13 protein-coding genes are annotated in these 19,268 nt (G+C 36.2%); 3 read left to right on the top strand and 10 right to left on the bottom strand.

Going from position 1 to position 19,268, the window contains the following annotated elements; all coding sequences use genetic code 11:
* The first annotated feature begins 334 nt into the window (after nucleotides 1–334).
* Nucleotides 335–1,705 carry a serine hydrolase domain-containing protein gene (locus DO88_RS10230; protein ID WP_033039181.1) on the top strand — a complete coding sequence of 457 codons (1,371 nt, stop codon included), beginning with the start codon at nucleotides 335–337 and terminating at the stop codon, nucleotides 1,703–1,705.
* Between the two features lie 560 nt (nucleotides 1,706–2,265).
* Here DO88_RS10230 and DO88_RS10235 read toward each other — a convergent pair.
* From DO88_RS10235 to DO88_RS10250, 7 genes are all read right to left on the bottom strand, one after another.
* On the bottom strand, nucleotides 2,266–2,505 hold the full coding sequence (locus tag DO88_RS10235) for a hypothetical protein (RefSeq protein ID WP_033030994.1): 240 nt from the start codon (nucleotides 2,503–2,505) through the stop codon (nucleotides 2,266–2,268).
* 277 nt (nucleotides 2,506–2,782) lie between these two features.
* Nucleotides 2,783–3,619: a nitrate- and nitrite sensing domain-containing protein gene (locus DO88_RS10240; RefSeq protein WP_008136239.1), complete on the bottom strand. Its 837-nt coding sequence runs from the start codon at nucleotides 3,617–3,619 to the stop codon at nucleotides 2,783–2,785.
* Between the two features lie 23 nt (nucleotides 3,620–3,642).
* Complete coding sequence (locus tag DO88_RS0118300) at nucleotides 3,643–4,785, bottom strand: methyl-accepting chemotaxis protein (protein ID WP_232224800.1); 1,143 nt, start codon at nucleotides 4,783–4,785, stop codon at nucleotides 3,643–3,645.
* A 438-nt stretch (nucleotides 4,786–5,223) separates the two neighbouring features.
* A complete protein-coding gene (locus tag DO88_RS10245; RefSeq protein ID WP_033039180.1) occupies nucleotides 5,224–5,472 on the bottom strand; it encodes a hypothetical protein in 249 nt (82 codons plus the stop codon).
* A gap of 102 nt (nucleotides 5,473–5,574) precedes the next feature.
* The gene (locus DO88_RS0118295) at nucleotides 5,575–7,149 is read right to left on the bottom strand and encodes a cyanophycinase (protein ID WP_232224799.1); all 1,575 of its coding nucleotides are present in this window, start codon (nucleotides 7,147–7,149) and stop codon (nucleotides 5,575–5,577) included.
* A 407-nt stretch (nucleotides 7,150–7,556) separates the two neighbouring features.
* Nucleotides 7,557–9,830 (bottom strand): putative bifunctional diguanylate cyclase/phosphodiesterase, encoded by a 2,274-nt coding sequence (locus DO88_RS18725; protein ID WP_084166024.1) that lies wholly within the window; start codon nucleotides 9,828–9,830, stop codon nucleotides 7,557–7,559.
* 116 nt (nucleotides 9,831–9,946) lie between these two features.
* Nucleotides 9,947–12,814, bottom strand: a complete 2,868-nt coding sequence (locus DO88_RS10250) for a UvrD-helicase domain-containing protein (RefSeq protein ID WP_033039174.1) — start codon at nucleotides 12,812–12,814, stop codon at nucleotides 9,947–9,949.
* A 211-nt stretch (nucleotides 12,815–13,025) separates the two neighbouring features.
* On the opposite strand from DO88_RS10250, the gene DO88_RS10255 reads away from it, so the two are divergent.
* A complete protein-coding gene (locus tag DO88_RS10255; protein WP_033030990.1) occupies nucleotides 13,026–13,763 on the top strand; it encodes a hypothetical protein in 738 nt (245 codons plus the stop codon).
* Nucleotides 13,764–13,874: 111 nt separating this feature from the next.
* The gene (locus DO88_RS10260) at nucleotides 13,875–14,792 is read left to right on the top strand and encodes a M14 family metallopeptidase (RefSeq protein WP_033039171.1); all 918 of its coding nucleotides are present in this window, start codon (nucleotides 13,875–13,877) and stop codon (nucleotides 14,790–14,792) included.
* Between the two features lie 70 nt (nucleotides 14,793–14,862).
* Here the strand turns inward: DO88_RS10260 and ccoG are convergent, their stop codons facing one another.
* The 3 genes from ccoG to DO88_RS10275 form a co-directional block, all read right to left on the bottom strand.
* Entirely contained in the window at nucleotides 14,863–16,245 is a 1,383-nt protein-coding gene (gene ccoG, locus DO88_RS10265) for a cytochrome c oxidase accessory protein CcoG (protein WP_033039168.1), read from the bottom strand.
* Nucleotides 16,246–16,390: 145 nt separating this feature from the next.
* On the bottom strand, nucleotides 16,391–17,809 hold the full coding sequence (locus DO88_RS10270) for a sigma-54 interaction domain-containing protein (RefSeq protein WP_033039165.1): 1,419 nt from the start codon (nucleotides 17,807–17,809) through the stop codon (nucleotides 16,391–16,393).
* Nucleotides 17,810–17,902: 93 nt separating this feature from the next.
* Nucleotides 17,903–19,207: an ABC1 kinase family protein gene (locus tag DO88_RS10275; protein ID WP_033039162.1), complete on the bottom strand. Its 1,305-nt coding sequence runs from the start codon at nucleotides 19,205–19,207 to the stop codon at nucleotides 17,903–17,905.
* Nucleotides 19,208–19,268 lie beyond the last annotated feature (61 nt).

Genomic DNA, 19,268 nt, shown 5'->3' with positions numbered 1-19,268 from the left:
TGATAAAAGAAGTTATTTAGTTTTTATATAAAAACAATCTTCGCTTCTAATAATACTCTTAATTAGCAATAACTTACCCTTTTACTATTAATAGAAAAGACTAAAATAAGAACCCTACCACGTTAAGGTAAAAAATTACCTCTGATAAAGCTGTTACATTCACTTGGCCATTATAAGCAAATATACCTTCATTGAAAAAATCAAATAAGCTATTGAATAATATTGGTTTTATTTATTAAATTGCAAGCAGCTGCTATATGTAATATCATTGATTACAAGTGTAATCTGTGTTTTTTATTTACAGATTTATTAAATGATTAAGGGAACATAGTTTATGGGAAAAAATATATTTTTTTGTCTTTTTGTAGGGTTGTATGGAATAAAAGCTGTTGCACAACAACACAACTTTGCTGAATTAATGCAGTGCCATAACTCTTCAGAAGCTCCTGGCATGGTTGTTAGATTAGAACAGTCAGGTAAACATATTTATAGTGGTGCGGTTGGTTTGGCAAATATTGATACTGAGAGGCCTCTCAATGTAGATGATATATTTCAAATAGGTTCTGTCACGAAAACATTTACTGCTGCAGCGATCTTGAAACTATCGGAAGAAAAAAAGCTATCATTACAAGATACATTAGAGCAATTTATTCCTGATATTAACCCTGAGTTTAGGTATTTAACGATTGATAGAGTTTTAAGCCATACTTCTGGCCTGCCAGATTACTTAGGGGAACCTTCAGTAAGTAAAATTTATGATAAGTATGCTTCTATTGACTTAGTTATACAAAATATAAGTAAACAACATCTTAACTCTGAGTCTGGTAAAAAATATAGTTATTCAAATTTGGGTTACGTCTTTCTGGGAAAAGTCATTGAAGTTGCTTCTGATACTTCATATGACCAGTTCATGTCAAACACATTTTTTAAACCTCTGAAAATGGATAATACTTTTGTTATTACTAAAGGAACATCTGCTGGGAAAGTAAACGGCTACACTACTAGTCGTAATGAGCCTAAAAAGTATATTAACCCTGAAGATTCAACTGAAAGGCAATGGAATGTTGATCGTAGTTGGATCTATTCTGCGGGCGCTATTGCTTCTACACTTGCTGATATGCACCTTTGGCAAAATGCATTAAAGTCAGGGCATGTAATTTCAAAAGAAAACTATAAACTAATGACCACCAAGGCATTATTAAATAATAATTCGCATGTGGATTATGGATATGGCTTAGATATATACAAAATAAGTGGATTAGATAGCTTTAGCCACCAAGGTCAGGTTCCCGGATTTTTTGCTTGGCATGTCTATTTCCCAAATGAAGATTTAACCGCTACAGCTTTAACCAACATCGACACAAAACACCCAGGCCCTGCTCTATTAGACATGATAGCGCTACAACTAAATTTATCTCCTAAGCAAGTAAATAGTCAAAAAGCAAAGGCCCTAGCAGCATCTTTAGTTGGAAGTTATCGTTCTTCCGATTCGAAAATTTTAAATATTTTGTTCGAAAACGGTACACTTTATTCCCAATATGAAGGTGAGAATAAACTAAAAATCATACCCCGGGAAAACAACTCGTACTCTTATGAGTGTACTGAGAATTACTTTCAGCTTAGAAAAAATAATGGAAAACATGAAATCGTCCCAGTTTATTTATATCAAGGTGAGCAAGATGCACTTGTAAAATTAGAATTATAAAAAATAGGCTAAGGTTACCAACGGCTGCCCTTGGCACTAAGCTGTCGGGGAACTAGTCCTGAAAGTTCTAAACCTTATTGTCTCAGTTTCATATTTTGCTGTTTAATTTCAATCTAAGTGCCCTGTCACATTAAGTTATCCAATATCTTTTATGTTCTTAAACTAAGACTGGTATAAAGTACAGCAGCCTGTTGAGTTGGTTTTTCGCCCGTTTCTTTGGTTTTTTTAACTGCTTTTTAACAAGCTGCTGCGAATTACTTCGCTTTTTAATCGCAGTGTCTGTAGCTGCTTTTTCTGCCTCCCCTTAATTTCATCACTCAATGAATTAACTTTTGACCACTACAGCACTTTGCAAACCTCCTTAGCAGGTAAAAGGTGGAGTTTGAAGTCATACCCACAACCACTCGTACCACAACTGTGAATTAACTCTAATGCACTCGTTTTAGATTTTTTATAAACAGTTTTACCCGCAGATACTAGTCCTACTTTGCAAATAGGTTGTGTGGAAATGAGATTGTTCTTTTTCGATAAATATTGTTGCTTATTGGGTACGGAAAAGGTTAAACCTTCAAAATTAGGTAATGGTTTAGCTGTGATTTTTTTAATAAATCCTCTTTATCACTCCCAATCTCATTGAAGGTAAGATTAACTTCAATTTCAACCGTCGGAGATTCTTTGAAGATTTCAATTAAAGATTGACGATCCATTAGGGCAATTTCATTTAGTGGGATGGTTGATTCATTTGCTGAAAGACAGCCTGAAACTAGTACTGAGACCACTGCTAATTTATAAAGACGCACTTCTGTATTCCTTTGCATGATTTGTAAATGAGATTTAAATTATCAAGATTTAAGGCAGCCATTTAGAAAACTAAGTGTCTTAAGGGTTATTTTTTTAATGGTATCAAAGCATATAACCATTAAGAGGTGAGGTAGATGAGTTTTACTATCATTAACTAAATTAGACAGCCTCATTAATTAAGCAAACCTATGCACTAAATTTACTTTCTTGGGTTGAGCGTTGGTAATCTCCATTTCTAACGGAGGCCGCAGAGCTATATGAAATTAATTTTAAATCTTATATAACTTTATTTAATTGCTTCACTTGGTGATCAAAAATATCATTCATCTTTGACATAGTCTCAGTTGCGAGTTCAAAGTACTGATTACTATCTATCGCAACTTTAGCTGCACCAACTAATTCTGACGTCATCACTTCTATTAATTTATTCATACTTTCAGTCGCTTTTTTCACTAGATTAGTGTGGGTATGGTGCTCTTCTGGTAGATGTGATAATCGTTGTAAAGTATCAATAGTGGTTTTTGCCATTGTTTGAATTAAAAAATTTAACCTGATTTTATCAACACTTGAACAGCATTGTTGAACAGCAACGCTCACTCCAATGGCTCGTGACTGGCCTATATTTTCTGTCGTTAATATTAACTCGCGCCAAACATACCCTATATTATTTATTTTTGGTAAAAAATCGGCCGTTAAATGCGAGCTTTCAGCGGTATCCTCTAATAAATAGGCTAAGTTTTTAATCATCATAGTATGCTGTTCAAAACTATTGCTGACCGATGATTTATTGTTAAAACTAAGAAGTCTACCCCAATGATCAGTAAAGGCTGCCCAACGCTCATTTTTAGCAACAGGTGAAAGCATTAAAGAGTTAATTTCTTGAGAAATTAATTTTTTAATACCAGTCAATTTAGCCTCTGCGTTAGTATCGCCATTTAACCAAGCAGCAGTGAGTCCTCGGTGTTGTTGAGCGAAAATAATTATCCTTTTGATCTGACAAATATGTACGAGTCCGTCTTTTTGTATTTTTTTATTGTTGCTTATTTTCATTTTTTTTATCAAAAAAATAATAAGGATACAAAAAGTAGCTGTAGTTAAGGTTATCCATTGCATATTACACTCCTTAATAAGAACGACTATTGCCTTTGGGTTAATTTACGTAAATGATTTGCAACTAATTGAGATTGGACCGCTATATCTGAATTAGCTTGTGCACCAAGAACAACTTGCGCAATATGTTCAGAAATCTCATGGGTTGCAGCTGCCTGCTCGGTTGACACATTACTCACTATTTCCATTTGATGCTTAACCTGCTCAGTTGCTTTTTCGATATCGTTAAATGAAATATCGACCTCATTAACTTTTTGAAGGCAAACATCAGTTTGTATAACGACCTCACTCATCGTGCTAACAATCTCACTGCTTTCTTTCAATACATCATCAATATTGGCCACAATACTGTCCGTAGAATTATGTGTACGTTTAGCTAAAGCTCGAACTTCTTCTGCAACAACAGCAAAACCTAAACCAAACTCTCCTGCTCGAGCCGCTTCAATTGAAGCATTAAGTGCTAGTAGATTTATTTGTTGAGAAATTTGTTGTATCGATTCAGTGATCTTTTCAACATTTATAACTAATTCATTCAACGAAACCATACGCTGCTGGGTTATTTTGGCCCTTTTATTTACGTTGGTTACCGCATTACTTAGTGACACTAAAGTGTCTCTACCCTGATTAGCTATTTCTGAAGCTAAACATGAAGAGTGATGTGTTTTAGATATTTCGTTATTGATCTCGCTTAGTGAATGGCTCATTTGTGTCACTGCTGATGCTGTTGAATTTATAGCGTCGGATTGAAGCAAAACATTATTTTTTACTTCCGATGAAATTTCAATAACCTGAATCGCGGAATACTCAACCTCTTTATTTTTTTCATTATGATGGGTAATAACTCGACCTAACTCACGATATTTTACTAGTAACTCCTCAATAAATTCTGAGTTTGCCAAACTGTTAAAATGAATATCGCGGTGATCGAAATTTTTAGTATTAATGTGTTCAATAACACTCTTTATTTGTTTTAATTGTGAACTTGCAATACAAGCAATGCCCGATAGAAGATATAAAAGAACGACAACGACAAAAACAAAGATTAACTTCACTATTGGAAAATAAAATAAACTTACAAAAAAGCCAAAGAAGATAGTTAATGTTATCCAAAAATAAATTTTTAATCCTAAATTTTTTATTAATAAAGTTATAGGTAAAAATATTATCAAAATAGTGTGGCCCAATTAAGAATGCGGATGATTTTTAATTGCAAGATACGAACCAACATTTAATAACCTGATTTTAAACAGTATTTTATTTTTTAATTTATAAGTAATTAACTATTATGATGATAACGAAAAATAATGCTCTCTTTTGGTGCATTTACTTCTATATTTTATTGATTCCATTTAAAAGAAATATTCTTACTTTTTAAACGGTATGACAGACATGCTTTAGTACCCTTGTGGGCTAAGTAAAAACCGAGCAAATCGATAATAAATCTATGTTATTAAATATTTATATCAGAGTTCACATTGGTTATTTTATGAAAGGAATTTTTTGATAGTTTAACTTTAAGCTAAGATGACAAGCTAAGCATTTATTTTATAAAAACTAAGTTATAAAAGCGCCTAAAGGCGTATCTATAATATTTAAAAGGTACTACTTTAGTGCTTACGCCATACACCATTGCGTACCATGTCTTGCCCGGTTTGGAATATATCTTCAGTAATACCGCGCGCTAAAAGTAATTTTTGTTGGTCATCAAACACGGCTACAAAACGACTACCATCACTATTGTTTGTTGCCATACCAACGCCCGAAACCCCCTTAAGGCCAAGACCGCCGTTTTCTACATTTAATAAAAAGCTTTCTAATTCGGCTAGACTAGAAATTACATCATTTTCTTTATTCATTTTAACACTCTTTTAGTAAGGCCTTGGCTAGGCTTTTAAATCATTATGTGGCTAGTTTATAGAGAAGAGCCAAAAACTTAAACCCTTGGCTCAGGTTAGTCACTAAATCGACTTTATAGCTAACTCTAAATTGCTTAGCGCACAACCAAACTCTTTTGCATTGATGCGATGATACTGTGTGTCACTCGTTGCTGTGAGGCTAATTATAAACTCGTCTTGTTGGGCTACCGCACTTTGCTCTTGGCTTAGGCACATAGCTTGAGTTAGTGAGCGCAGTTTTGAATTTTTTAAAATTGCACTAAAACGCTGCACAGGCAGTGGAGGTATTTTTATAGCCGGTAACGCTTGGCTTATAGTGCGATCACTTAGAGTAAACGTGTTATTGGTAATATCAATTACACTGCCTGTAGGCCAGTAGGAGTAGCTATAACTTTTACTATTTGGTTGGGCTTTACCTTGGTTAGCTAAATGTACTACACCACTTTTGCCTATTACGGTTATTAAACTACCTTCTGGTGATTTAATAACAACCAAAGCCGTATTTTCATCAATACCAAAACCATGTTGAATCTCTGTTTTAGTATTTTTGACTTCGTTTTTATTTAACGCTGCCGCGAGCCTAAATGTACGGTTTTGTTCGCTAAATTGAGTATCTAGTACACCAAAGTTAAAACTGCCCAGCCCACCAGCATTAGTGTTATTTTCACTTTTACGAAGTGCCTCAAGGCTTGTCGTATTTGTAAGCATGCCCGTCACTTTACTTTGGATTGCAGCACCGGCTCCTTCACCTACAATTACTGGGCGAGTTTGCAATGCTTGCGTCCACGGGTATGGGTTATTGTTTTGATCAAATAATATCTTGTGTGTTAAAGCCGCATCACCATCATTAAACATAACGCCGGTACTGCTTTTAATAAGTGATACAAGTGCATTAGTGCCACTTCTACATAAAGCGTATTCGGCCTTTGTGCGATCGAGATAAATCACTTCGCGGTTATACACATTCATTAATGTATTTCTGAGCGCTGGTAATTTATCGCACGAGTTACTCGTAATCGCTTTAGCAAGCGCGGGCGTTAGTGCTAACCATTGAGTGCTTATATTTGATTGCTCTAAAAGACTCTGCGCTACATCTGCCGACTCATAAGGGTCGCGGCTCGATGCCGTAATAGCAAGCATTGTAGGTTTTACGTTATTAACTTTTAAACTGCCCGACACAAATTGTAAAATATTATTAGTCGCGCTCTCGTTATTGAGTTCAGTGTTTACTTGTTCTTTCAAACGCTCGCCATCATTATCTAATTGATGCGTTTCTAACATATCAAACAAAAAATCGAACTCTTGATCTGTCAAACGACTTAGCTCTTCGTTATTTATATCACGCCATAGCCAAAGCAATTCAGCTTTAGTCATTGGTGAAGTACTTTTAGGATGTAATGCGGTCAACGAGTTAAACGTTTCCAACTTAGTTACGCTGTTATTATTGGGCCAGCGTGAGTTAATTTGATTAATTTTAGCGCTTGTGATTGTAAATAAACGATGCTTTTTACCTAGAATTTTCGTGTTATTTTTACAACTTTTTAAATTCGAACTAGAGCATACCGAAAATGTGCTACCGGCTAAAACCAACGTTTGGCTTTGCTCTTTACAAGCTAAGTTTGTTGAAAATACAACCATTAAAAATATGGCAAAAGATTGTGTTAATTGCAGTTTTTGGCAAAACTAAAAATACGTATTTCATAATATAAACTCTAAGGCCTGCTGACCTTTCAGGATTAAAATTTGTTCTATCTAGGGGCGGTTTAATCGCAGTACGATATTTTTAGCCTCGTAGGAGTAAGTACTTAACCTGAACTCTGGATAATAAATCTATCTCGAGCAGCTATTTTCAGCACTAACTGCGTTGAATTTGCTAAAAGTCTCTGGCTAGAGAAAATAAATTAAAATATCAAAATCATTCAATACGTTAGTAAATCTCTTAACCAGATTTTAGGTTAATTTATATAGTAATGGTTAGTAAATTGAGCCGTTCAGTTAAATCTAAAACATTAACTCAATAAAGTAGTCGCCAATTACTACCGGAATTAAAAGACTTGTTTTTCATTATTTTTAGCAGCTATAAATTTTGTTCCGTGTTTATTTATATGAGCCTCATAATTTTTAACCGTAATAGGTTGTGCAAAATAAAAACCTTGGAACTCTTTACAACCCATTTCCGCCATAATAGCAACTTGTTCTTGCGTTTCAACACCTTCGGCAACACATTTTATATCTAATTCTTCGCACATAACGAGTATCGCTTTTACTAAACTCTTTTGACGTGAAGAATGAGTAATTTGACTGATAAGAGAACGGTCGAGTTTGAGCTTATTTATAGGATAATGGGCAAGACGAGCAATATTTGAGTATCCGACCCCAAAATCGTCAACTGATATTATAAAACCCCACGATTGCAATGTTTGCATTAGCTTTAATGAATGGCCTTGATTTGCTTCAAGTGAGGTCTCAGTAAGCTCTAACTCTATTTGCTGCGGCTTTACGTTAAAATCAGCTAAAGATTTTACTAGTTTTGAAATAAAGTCAGGCTGGCTGAAATCAATTAAAGATATATTTATTGCTATAGGCACACTTGGCATATCTATTGTAGACCACTGAGCAATTTGAGCACACACTTTTTGAATAATCAAATCAGTTAACCTACTGATCATTCTGTACTCTTCTGCAATAGGTATAAATACAACTGGTGATACGTTGCCAAGTATTGAACTATGCCACCTCGTGAGTGCTTCGAGCCCTATGCACTCTCCTTTAGCATTCACTTTTGGTTGGTAGTACACCGATAAATCACCTTGTTGAAGCGCTTCATCGAGCAACATTGATATTTCGTATTTTTCTATAAACGCTTGTGATTGTTCTTCACTATAGCTGCAAATAGGAGAATTACTGTTTGCTAATTTAAGTGCTTCGCAGGCATTTGTTAACACTTCAGCACTACTTTTCCCATGATTTGGGTAGCGCGCAAAACCAAATAAAAAAGTTTGCTGACACTTATTTCCAAGTACATTATATGTTTCGTCTAACGTGTTTTTTATATTTACCAAAAGTTTATCTTTTAGTTCGTTTGCCGAATGTGTTCCAACAATAAAAGCCAGTTTCCCCACTCCTACATGCGCACACAACAAAGGGCCTTCTGGCATCTTTTTTAAACGCTTAAATGCACTAATTAGCAAAGCTTGTGAATCAATTTTAGTAAACTTTAAATTTAAATACTCACTATTAGCCGTTTGTGTAACCACAATATAAAAGCCTTTGTGATATTTAATGGTTAATCTGTTGCACTGTGTTTCAAACCATCCTCTATTTGGTAGCTTTGTTTGTGGATCTCTAAAGCGTAAGCGCTTGTTTTCTTGCTCCATTATAGTTAAGTTTTGTTTGATTAACTGTTCTTGAGTACAATCATAAAAATCATAAACACGATAATTAGCACTCATTACGTGCTGGTAGTTAGTCCGAAAAAAACTGTTTTTGTGTTTAACAATTTGATCTTGAGCATCAAGCTCATCAACATCAAGCGAAGGTAATAAATTGAATAGTTTAACGCCATGTTCTTTTAAATGTTTTTTAATATCAAACATATCAATAGCATGTTGATTAAAATCTGTAATCACAAAATTTTCATCTACAATAATCTTCGCTTTGTTTGATTCAGTAAAAAGAGCCCTGTAAAGATCGTTTTTATCTTTGAGGTAAGTATTAGCGCTCTTCATACTTTTATTTAAGCGTTTTGCCGCAACAATAGTGCGAGCAAAAGCAAGTGGAATACAAACATTTAAAGATAAAAATATAAGGCTTGTAATATACAGCTTTTCATCAGAAAGTTTAGTTGAGACACCAGATAAAGAAGATAGATTTATGTCGTTAACTATAATATAAAAAGGAATTATATTTAACACAGCATAAAAAATGGCCGTTCTGCACCCTATTAACATTAGTGCGATTAAAGGGCACGAAAACATATATATCGAGCCAATTTTTGCCAGCTCTAAATCGGTCACGAATAAGTTAATACACAGACTTGCTGCAACTATAGAGAGCAGCAGTGCATGCGCACAAAATATATAATACCTTTTGCTTGCTGCTAATAATAAGGTCGTTATAAAAAAGAAACTAACGCTTAGTCCTACAAAGTATAAAATATTAAATTCAGCAGCTTGTTTAGATTTATGAAGCGATATAGCTAGGCATAATAAAATACCGGTTGCAAAAATAATACGTAAAGCACTCACACGCCAATTAGGTATTTGCCCTGTTGGTAAATGATGGTCTTCAAGCAAAAAAAATCGACTGAAAAAGTGCATGGTAATCAATAATGAGACTCAGGTAGCATCAATTAAACATTGATACTAAATAAAAGCAATAAAATACGACTAATTACAATTTAAGTACTACTTTAAGGTTAATTTAAATAGGCTATTCATGTAACAGTTAGCTTTCGAGTGTTTTTACAGCTGTCTTCTTTGAGCTCAAAGCCACTGCATCCTAAAAATTCACCATGCTTAGATTTGCGTTTCCGCATTTCACGCCCACATTTTTCACAAATTGGATGCTGTGTTTTACATTCTATATTTACACATTGTGAATACGTGCTTTTATCAACCGATGGGCTACTACAACTTTTACACACTCGTAGTTTAGTTTCGCAAATTTGCGTGTTAGTACAGCTATAATAATTACCATACTGACCCGTTTTTGGCACAATTAATCCGTCGCTGCATGTATTACACTCTCTTTGCTTTAGTTGCGACTTGTTAAACAACGTTGAAGCGATCTGAATAGGATAATCGTCATTTACTAGTTCTTTTACAAACGCTGAGCATGCATAAGGGTCTGCAATTAAGTACGCTTTATGTTTAGCACGTGTAATGCCTACATAAAGCAAACGCCTTTCCTCTGAGTGAGTGAATTCATCTTGCTCTGGTAATAACGACTCCACCAGCACGCTATTTTGATTATCGCTAGGAAAGCCTAATTTACCTTGTTCAAAACCAATAATAATACAGTAATCGGCTTCAAGCCCTTTAGCACTATGTAATGTCCAAAAATAAAGAGAGTTTGTATGCTTTTTATCTTTTAAATGCTGCTGTACGCTATTTAACATGTATCGATATCGACTAAGTATGGCAATACTCGCTGATGCATCGTTTTTTTGAATCGTGCTTATGCTCTGCTGTACTTTTATTTCTATCGATTTAGTACCTTGGTATAAATCGTCTAATAAAATAACGTGTGGTGTGGTTACTTGCGTATGTGTGCTGATCAGCTTTTTATATTGCTCAGGGTTTTGCATTACAAAACGCCCTGCTACATCGCTAATACTGTTGTTATATCTAAATGTTTTTTGCAACATAGTAAGTGAGTGGCCACCCACCAGCTCATTAAAACGCGTTGTAAACGCTAAATTACCACCCGAAAAACGATAAATTGCCTGCCAATCATCACCTACGGCAGTAAAACGTACACTTTTGCCCTTGTTAATAAGTGTGTTTAAAAAGGCCATACGCGCACCTGATATATCTTGAAACTCATCAACTAAGATATGGCTCCAAGGCACACTAAATTCACCTTTTTTTACAGCCTTTGTTGCATGAATAATCATATCGTCAAAATCAATGGCGTGTTGCGTATGTAGCTCTTGCATATAAGCATTATGTATAGCTATAAGCATTGCGGCATAACGTTGATGGTTTTTGAGTCCACTTTGTTTTATACGTTGTTTTATTTGCGTATTAGTGAGCTGCTCAGCTCTTATGGCTTGCAAGCACTTTAAGTATTTTTCAACCCCTTGTTGTAACAGCCCTGAGTTATTTAACGTGCTAAATACTTCATCGTCATTTAAAGGTACAAGCGCCACACTATGTTGCTTTAAAAGTTTACTTAAGCGCCGCTCTAACTTGCCTTCGAACCAATTGTAGTGAAAAGTCTCAAGTAAAATAGTGTTATTATTTTTATGCAGTTTTCGCTTAAAAGCTATTTGCTCGTTATAGCGTTTTTTATTTATATCGGCGCGTGTATTACCCTCTCTATCAATGTCAAAGTGCTCTAGATAAATATTGTATTTTGATAAGTGAAAATTGGGATTATATTGTGCGTTTAGGGTTATGTCTTCTGCTGAAATCTCTAGCTTATTTTTGTAGTGAGGCTCGTACTCATGCTCAACTGATTGTAAATATAACCAGTTTGAAATAAGTAGCTCTTGATAACTTTTAACTTTAAGCCCTGCAAGGCTTCTATATTCGTTATCTCTTACGTAGCGCTCATACTCAGCACTGCTTTTAAAACTAAAAATATCGACTGGTTCGTGAAGTAAATCAACAACGTTTTTCAAAAATGTAGAGTCGGTCTGCATTTGCTTATAAAGCCATGCGGTTAACCATGTTTTTTGCTGTATTTCATCGGTTGCAAATGTAGAAAGCTTCGTTGATTTTTTCGCGTCTTGTAATAGCTTTAATCCTAGTGCATGAAACGTTAAAATGGCAGGTGGTTTAATACTTAAATTGGCGTGTGCTGCACGTTTAATAAAGCGCTCTTTTAATTCCTGTGCAGCCGTTTTATTGTAAGCAAGTACCAATACCTGCTCTGGCAGTGCTATTCCACGTGCGATTAAATCAAGCGATTTGGCAACCATAACTGAGGTTTTTCCTGTGCCGGCTGCTGCAAGTACTAGATTTTTATCGTTATCGCGTATAACCGCTAAACGCTGCTCTGTAGTGAGCGGGTTAGACTCAACATTATTATAAAAGTTATCTCTTAGGGTAAGCTGCTTTTGTTCATATTTATGGCGTAATTGCGCTACAGCGTCTGCTGTTTTTGGTGTACTACTTAAAATACTTAAAAATTTTACGCTAACAGGCGATAAATGCTGTTGCCACACGGTTTGATTATGTGCGTAATTTTTACTTAAAGAAAAAACAGCTTTATTTAAGATTTCAATGGAACTGTCGCGTAAAAATTCATCAAGGGCATAACGCTTTAAAAGTGTTTTCGCATTGTTCACTTTTTGTTCTAACGTATTTGAAAAATATTTATTTAACGCTTTATTAAGCACATCTGCTTCGGCTTTTTTTAAAAAACTAACGCATGTGTTATTAGGATCACATAAATAAATTTTTGCGCTAAACAAGCTATTTTGCAGCACAGAAAAGTTACTGAAATCACTTAATAAAAATTGCTGTTTAGTCATATCTCTAAAGTGGACAACAAGCACGTCTTGCTCAATACTTACCCACTTAATACGGGTAAAAAAACGACCTAACCAACTTGGTGTGGCAACATACTGCACCATAATACTCAATACAAAAGCAGACTATAAACTAATTGTAACATACTCTTTTATAATAAATTTACTCACAATACTGGCCGTTATTTTACTAAAAATAAAACAACACTGCCTACCAAGATCTTTTATTTAAAATTTATTTTATAGTTGTTAACAATTTTAAACATCTAAAAGTACTTTCTTGTGTAACAATACGCTCACAAATAAAGGAGCTAACATGTTTAAAAAAAGCTTTTCCCTCGTGGGCATCATATTAATGCTGTGTGCTTGCACATCAGAAACAGCATCAGATCTAATTAAAACGAAAGGTATTTGGGCGGGTTTTGAGCTTGTGTCTGACGGAAGTCGTACTCGTATTAATGCAGAGCTAAATGCAGGTGATATGTATGGGTCTAACATCGTATTAAGCGATAGCGACACATTACAAGTAATCGTGCGAGGCACAGCTGTTGAACTTAGTAAAGATACAGATTTTTTAGATGTAGATTACCAAGCCTACATCAACATAACTGATGATAACGAGCCGTTTGATATATTGTTTAACCGTGATGATGAAATAAGCACACGCTCAACTGTTGAACTTCCTCATAACTTTATTATTTTAACACCAAGTAGTGAGCAAAACTTTAGCATAACAAACACAATAACAGTACAACTTGATGGTATAGATACCAATAGCGCCAGCACAATTGAGTTAAGCAGTCATTGCACCACAAATAACAACTCTACATTAATACAATCTACGTCTTCATCTGTTACATCGTCGAGTTATTCATTTAATCTAAATAATTTGATAATGTTTAATGATACGCAAATAGATAAAAGTAAGGCATGCAATTTAACTATTTTGGTTGAGCGGGTTCGCTCTGGCGCTATTTCAGGGGAGTTTGCTAGTCAAAGTTATATTCAAGCTAAACAACAGCGCACAATAAATAATATGACTTTAACGTTTTAATTTGCACGCTAATTTACTCAGCGTTAAGCTACGCCTTTATTAAGTAATTCTAACAATTGTAATTGCCTACTTTTTTATATGGGCTAATAACAATTGATATAAAGGTTTATTATGACTAACAGCACATACCCTATTGGCACACCTGGACAAAAATGGAATAACAGCGATAAAGTCCAATGGTTAGCACGCCAAAACATTAAACGCAGTTACCAAAACGAAGTCGTAACGCTAATTAATGACCTTAAAAGCACCTTAGATATAGAGCAATACGGTCAGCTTAATTACGCCGCTGGCACTTACCCATTATATATATTAAAAACGCCTAACTTTAATGCTAATAAACCAACAGTTTTAATCACCGGAGGTGTGCATGGCTACGAAACCAGTGGCGTACATGGCGCACTTAGGTTTGCTAAAACATCGGCTATGCAACACTCAAAGCAGTTTAATATTATTGTTGCGCCCTGCATTAGCCCTTGGGGATATGAGACTATAAACCGCTGGAACCCTGATGCTATTGATCCTAACCGCTCATTTTACGAAGGCAGCCCAGCTCAAGAATCAGCAGCCATTATGGCGTTTGTAAAATCACTCGATATAGACTTAGTTGCTCATATTGATTTACACGAAACAACCGACAGCGATAACAGTGAATTTAGACCCGCACTTGCTGTCCGTGAAGGCACTACAAACACTAATTGGAACATACCTGATGGGTTTTATTTAGTGGCCGATACCAATAAGCCTGAGCCTGAATTTCAAAAAGTAATTATCGAAGATGTGGCAAAGGTCACGCACATTGCCCCGAGCGATGAAAACAACCAGCTAATAGGCGTCCCTCAAGAGCAATTTGGCGTTATTAACTATGCGGCACGTGAGTTAGGTTTGTGTATGGGCTTTACTGACGCGCCCTATGTAACCACAACCGAAGTGTACCCAGATAGCCCAACAGCCACAGATGAAGAATGTATATTAGCTCAAGTGGCCGTTATAACAAGCGCACTCAAATATATAAATGCAAACACATAATAAAAACTACAGATAAAATGCCCAAGAGGAATATCTACTTGGGCATGTTGTTTATGAAATTTTATCAATCTTAGTTTTTATAAAACTGGCTATCTTTAGTTATGGTTATACTGGCGTCTTCTTGCGCTGTTACTACAAATTGTAACTTGCTAACTTTACGCTCAATATCGTAACCATCTGCAGTTACAGTAACGGGGACTCTTTTCATCACACCTGGCTGTATAAGTGTAGAACTTGGACTTGAGAGTGTTGCTTCTGGCAAGCCCTCTATGGCAATGGTGTAATGCAGTGCTTGCTGCGTTTTATTAATAATAGTAAGTGTATAAGGGTTTTCTACCAGGCCCTCGTAGTTCACTCTATAAAGCGCATTCCTATCTCGTAGTACTGAGGCTTCTATTGGTGTGCGTTGTAGCATCCATGCAAACATAGAAATTATTAACAAAGCCGTTAATGCGCCGTATCCTATTAGTTTTAATCTAAATGGATTGGTTTTTTTACCCTCCATTTGTTTTTCGCTGGCGTATTTAATTAAGCCTTTTTGATAACCAAATTTCTCCATGGTATCGTCGCAAGCATCAATACATAAGCCACAGTTTATACATTCATATTGTAAGCCATTTCGAATATCTATTCCTGCAGGGCATACCTCTACACATAAGTTACAGTCTACACAGTCACCTAGGTTAAGCTCTTTTGGATCGGCTTTGCGTTTACGTGGTCCTCGGCTTTCACCGCGCTTGCTATCATAGGTAACAAGCAACGTATCTTTATCAAACATAACAGCCTGAAAACGAGAATACGGGCAAGCAATTGTGCACATTTTTTCGCGTAAAAACCCTGCATTACCGTAGGTGCAAAAAGCGAATAAAAACACCCAAAAGCTCGTAATACCTGACCATTCAAACGTAAGCATTTCCATATACAAACTTTTTGCTGGGATAAAATATGCCATAAACGAGGTCGCGGTTAAAACTGAAATAACAATCCACGCACTGTGCTTAGTAATTTTTTTGCGCCAAGTACTTAGCGTCCACTGAGATTTATCTAATTTAATACGCTGATTTCGAGTGCCTTCTATGCGTTGTTCTACCCACGAAAACATGAGCATCCATATTGTTTGCGGGCACGTATATCCACACCAAACCCGACCAAGCCAGTTAGTTACAAAAAATAATGCAAAAGCCCCCACCATAAATAGCAGGGCTAAAATCATAAAATCTTGAGGAAGGAGTGTTAGACCAAAAATAGTAAAAGTTTGCGTTGCCACATCAAGCAGCACAGCTTGTTGACCGTTATATTGGATCCACGGTATTGCAATAAAAGTTAGCATTAGCAGCCAACCTAAATTACGGCGTATGCGCTGAAAAAATCCTTTTTGCTCGCGGATATAAATTGGCCCTTCGGTGTTATAGGGCTTAATGATCATGTCTTCTTCTTTAATATCAAACTTCATAGTACTTGCTTCATAATGACGGGTATTAAGCAAGTATTTGCAACTTTCAGACCAAGCTGAAACTTTAATTACTTAATTGATATTAAAGAAATTATTTTAAAAAACAAAAACCAACCTCGCGATATAAAGCGTAATTCGCGATATATCACGAATTTTTAGCAATCCCTAACTTTCGCATTTTTGAGCGTAGTGTACTCTCAGGTAAGCCCAATTTAACTGCCGCCCCTTTTTCACCCGATATTTGCCAGTGCGATAACGCGAGAACAGAGGTTATATGCTGCTTTTGCGCTTCATCGAGCGTAAGTGAAGGATTAATAACGACTTCACCACCCGCTTGCAAAGGCTGACTTAGCTGAAGTACCGCTTGATTAGATAAAATAGCTTCGCGTTCAAGTACATTTTGCAGCTCTCTAATATTGCCTGGCCAATCGTAAGCTTGCAGCTGCGTAATTGCTTTTTTACTTAGCCCTTTTAAGTATTTCCCGAGCCGCTTATTTAGCTGCGCAATTAAATTAGCGCATAAATAAGGAATATCTTCTTTTCGATCTTTAAGGGCGGGTACTTTTATAGGAAATACATTAAGCCGATAATACAAATCAATTCTAAACGTGCCTTTTTGTACCATTTCCCACAGGTCGCGATTAGTCGCTGCAATCACTCTAATATTTACTTTTAGCGTATTGCTGCCACCCACACGTTCAAACTCTTGTTCTTGCAGAACTCTTAGTAGTTTACTTTGCGCCTCAAGTGGCAGCTCTGCTATTTCATCTAAAAACAAGGTGCCTTTATCAGCAAGTTCAAAACGCCCTTTACGGCGTTCATTTGCACCTGTAAACGCGCCTTTTTCATGGCCAAACAATTCCGATTCTAGCAAACTTGGGGTAAATGCGGCGCAATTTACTTTTATAAAGGCTTGTTCGCTACGTTTGCTTAGCCTATACAAATTACGAGCTACTAATTCTTTACCCGTGCCATTTTCGCCAAGTATAAGCACTGTGCTGTCGGTTTCACTTACCAGTTTTATTTGATCTAACATGGTTTGAAATATATGACTTTGTCCAACTAGCCCTGAGTCTTGCCAATCTTCGTTAAGTTCTGCAATTAAGTAGTTGTTTTCATCTTTTAGCTGCTCACTTAAATGCTTTACTTGCTCAAGTGCCTCTTGCAGTGCATTTTGTGTTTGCTGTTGCAGTGATATGTCGCGAAATACCGCTACAGCACCAATTAACTCATCATTTTGATAAACCGGTGTTGAGGTGTATTGAACTGCAAATGAGCTACCGTCTTTGCGCCAAAAAACTTCATTTTTAACTTCACGACGTTTTCCGTCAAACATGGTGCAGTAAATTTGGCATTCATCAGTGGGATAAGGTGTGCCATCAGCATGAGTATGGTGATGATATTGATGTATTTTTTTACCTAATAGTTCCTCAGCGCACCAACCTGTCATGCGCTCAGCGGCAGGATTAACAAACACCGCATTACCCGACAGGTCAAAACCGTATATACCCTCACCGACTGCGTTTAGCAATAATTTAGGATCGTTTAAAAATTGTTTTATCATAAATACACCTCGCGAAATATCGCGAGTATTATGGCAATTTTATACGCTAAGTGCACTCATTACTTAAAGCGCACTTACGCGTAAATTAAAAAGCTATAAATAGTGCTTAAATAACGTTTTTACATCTATTTTTGCACCTAGCCTTGCGGCTATTAAGTAAAGTCCTGCAAGTTTTCGGTGAATAAATAGCGCATCAACGGGCGGTGTATGCCATTGCTGAGATTGCCCACTAAGAGCAAGCCCTGCATTTTTAATTTTGAGCGCGAGTTCGCTATTTTTAAAATCAAATTCCCCTTCTGCTCTTAGTGGCTCGCACGCCATTAAAAATAAATCAATGACGTTGTTTTTATACTCATCAACTAAGTCATTTTTAAAATAACCTATGTGTGATGCCGCTTTAAGTACACCTTCTCGGTTGTTTTCACTACCCGCTTTAAATAAGGCTAAGTACGCTAAGCTAAGCTCGGTTGATATTTCTCGCGTTGCACCAAAATCAAATAAAACAATTTTTTGTATATCAAGCTGATAATGAAAGTTGGCAAAGTTAGGGTCGGTTTGAATTAATTTAAATTCAAACATTTCTTTAAAAAATAAATCAATGAGCTGCTTTGCAACAAAGCTTTTTTGACTATCAGGTAGCTCTGTAATGCTCTCAATGGGCTCTGCTTTTATATATTCCATAGTTAGCACGTGTTGTGTGCTGTGCTCTGGATATACGTTAGGCACTTTAAAGTGGGGATTACTTGCTAGTGCATTTTTATAACGTATTAAGTACTGAGCCTCCCGTTTATAATCAGCCTCGGCTAATAGCTGCGCTTTAGCCTCACTAATAAGTGGTTTAATATTAAGATCTTTTGGCAATAATCGAGAAATCGTTAATAAAGAAATAACGTTATCGACATCACTTACTACACTTTTTGCAATACCAGGGTATTGAATTTTAACAGCAAGCTGATCGCCATTTTCTTTATAAGCTAAATGAACTTGCCCTATAGAAGCCGCTGCAAAAGATCTTAGCTCAATGTGAGAAAAACGCGCTAGCCACTCATCCCCCCATTGCTCTTTTAACACTTCAACAAGCTGCTTATGAGGCATTGGGTTCGCGTCTGAGCGCAGTAAAGCAAGTAACTGAGCTAATTCAGGACTAAGTAGATCACCGGCATCCATTGAGAGCAATTGCCCCAGTTTCATTGCTGCACCACGTAAATGTGATAGCTGTGTGGCTAGTTTTTCAATGTTTTTAGGTTGTAGTAGTAAGCTTTTATTATCCCAACCTTTACCTGTTAGCGCGCTCTTAGCGCCATCAACTAACATGTTGGTAGCAACACCTGTGGCAAGTGAGCCTAATTTTGCAAAACGAGAAAGCCGAGAAGTGGGAACAGTACGAGGAGCCGCCATAATATTAAAACCTAATTAGCCTGAAAGTCAGGCTAATTAATACGTATATTGTAAGTAGGTA

The organism is Pseudoalteromonas sp. S3431 (assembly GCF_000690035.1).
Lineage (GTDB): Bacteria > Pseudomonadota > Gammaproteobacteria > Enterobacterales > Alteromonadaceae > Pseudoalteromonas > Pseudoalteromonas fuliginea.
Note: the sequence above shows the minus strand (reverse complement) of the source record. Positions and strands in the feature narration are given on the sequence as shown.

Excerpts from the sequence above, each read along its gene's own strand:
- ccoG (WP_033039168.1), bottom strand. The coding sequence starts at position 16,245 with ATGAAGTTTGATATTAAAGAAGAAGACATGATCATTAAGCCCTATAAC.
- DO88_RS10255 (WP_033030990.1), top strand. The coding sequence starts at position 13,026 with ATGTTTAAAAAAAGCTTTTCCCTCGTGGGCATCATATTAATGCTGTGT.
- DO88_RS10245 (WP_033039180.1), bottom strand. The coding sequence starts at position 5,472 with ATGAATAAAGAAAATGATGTAATTTCTAGTCTAGCCGAATTAGAAAGC.
- DO88_RS10270 (WP_033039165.1), bottom strand. The coding sequence starts at position 17,809 with ATGATAAAACAATTTTTAAACGATCCTAAATTATTGCTAAACGCAGTC.
- DO88_RS18725 (WP_084166024.1), bottom strand. The coding sequence starts at position 9,830 with ATGCACTTTTTCAGTCGATTTTTTTTGCTTGAAGACCATCATTTACCA.
- DO88_RS0118295 (WP_232224799.1), bottom strand. The coding sequence starts at position 7,149 with ATGGTTGTATTTTCAACAAACTTAGCTTGTAAAGAGCAAAGCCAAACG.
- DO88_RS10230 (WP_033039181.1), top strand. The coding sequence starts at position 335 with ATGGGAAAAAATATATTTTTTTGTCTTTTTGTAGGGTTGTATGGAATA.
- DO88_RS10250 (WP_033039174.1), bottom strand. The coding sequence starts at position 12,814 with ATGGTGCAGTATGTTGCCACACCAAGTTGGTTAGGTCGTTTTTTTACC.
- DO88_RS10260 (WP_033039171.1), top strand. The coding sequence starts at position 13,875 with ATGACTAACAGCACATACCCTATTGGCACACCTGGACAAAAATGGAAT.
- DO88_RS10240 (WP_008136239.1), bottom strand. The coding sequence starts at position 3,619 with ATGCAATGGATAACCTTAACTACAGCTACTTTTTGTATCCTTATTATT.
- DO88_RS10275 (WP_033039162.1), bottom strand. The coding sequence starts at position 19,207 with ATGGCGGCTCCTCGTACTGTTCCCACTTCTCGGCTTTCTCGTTTTGCA.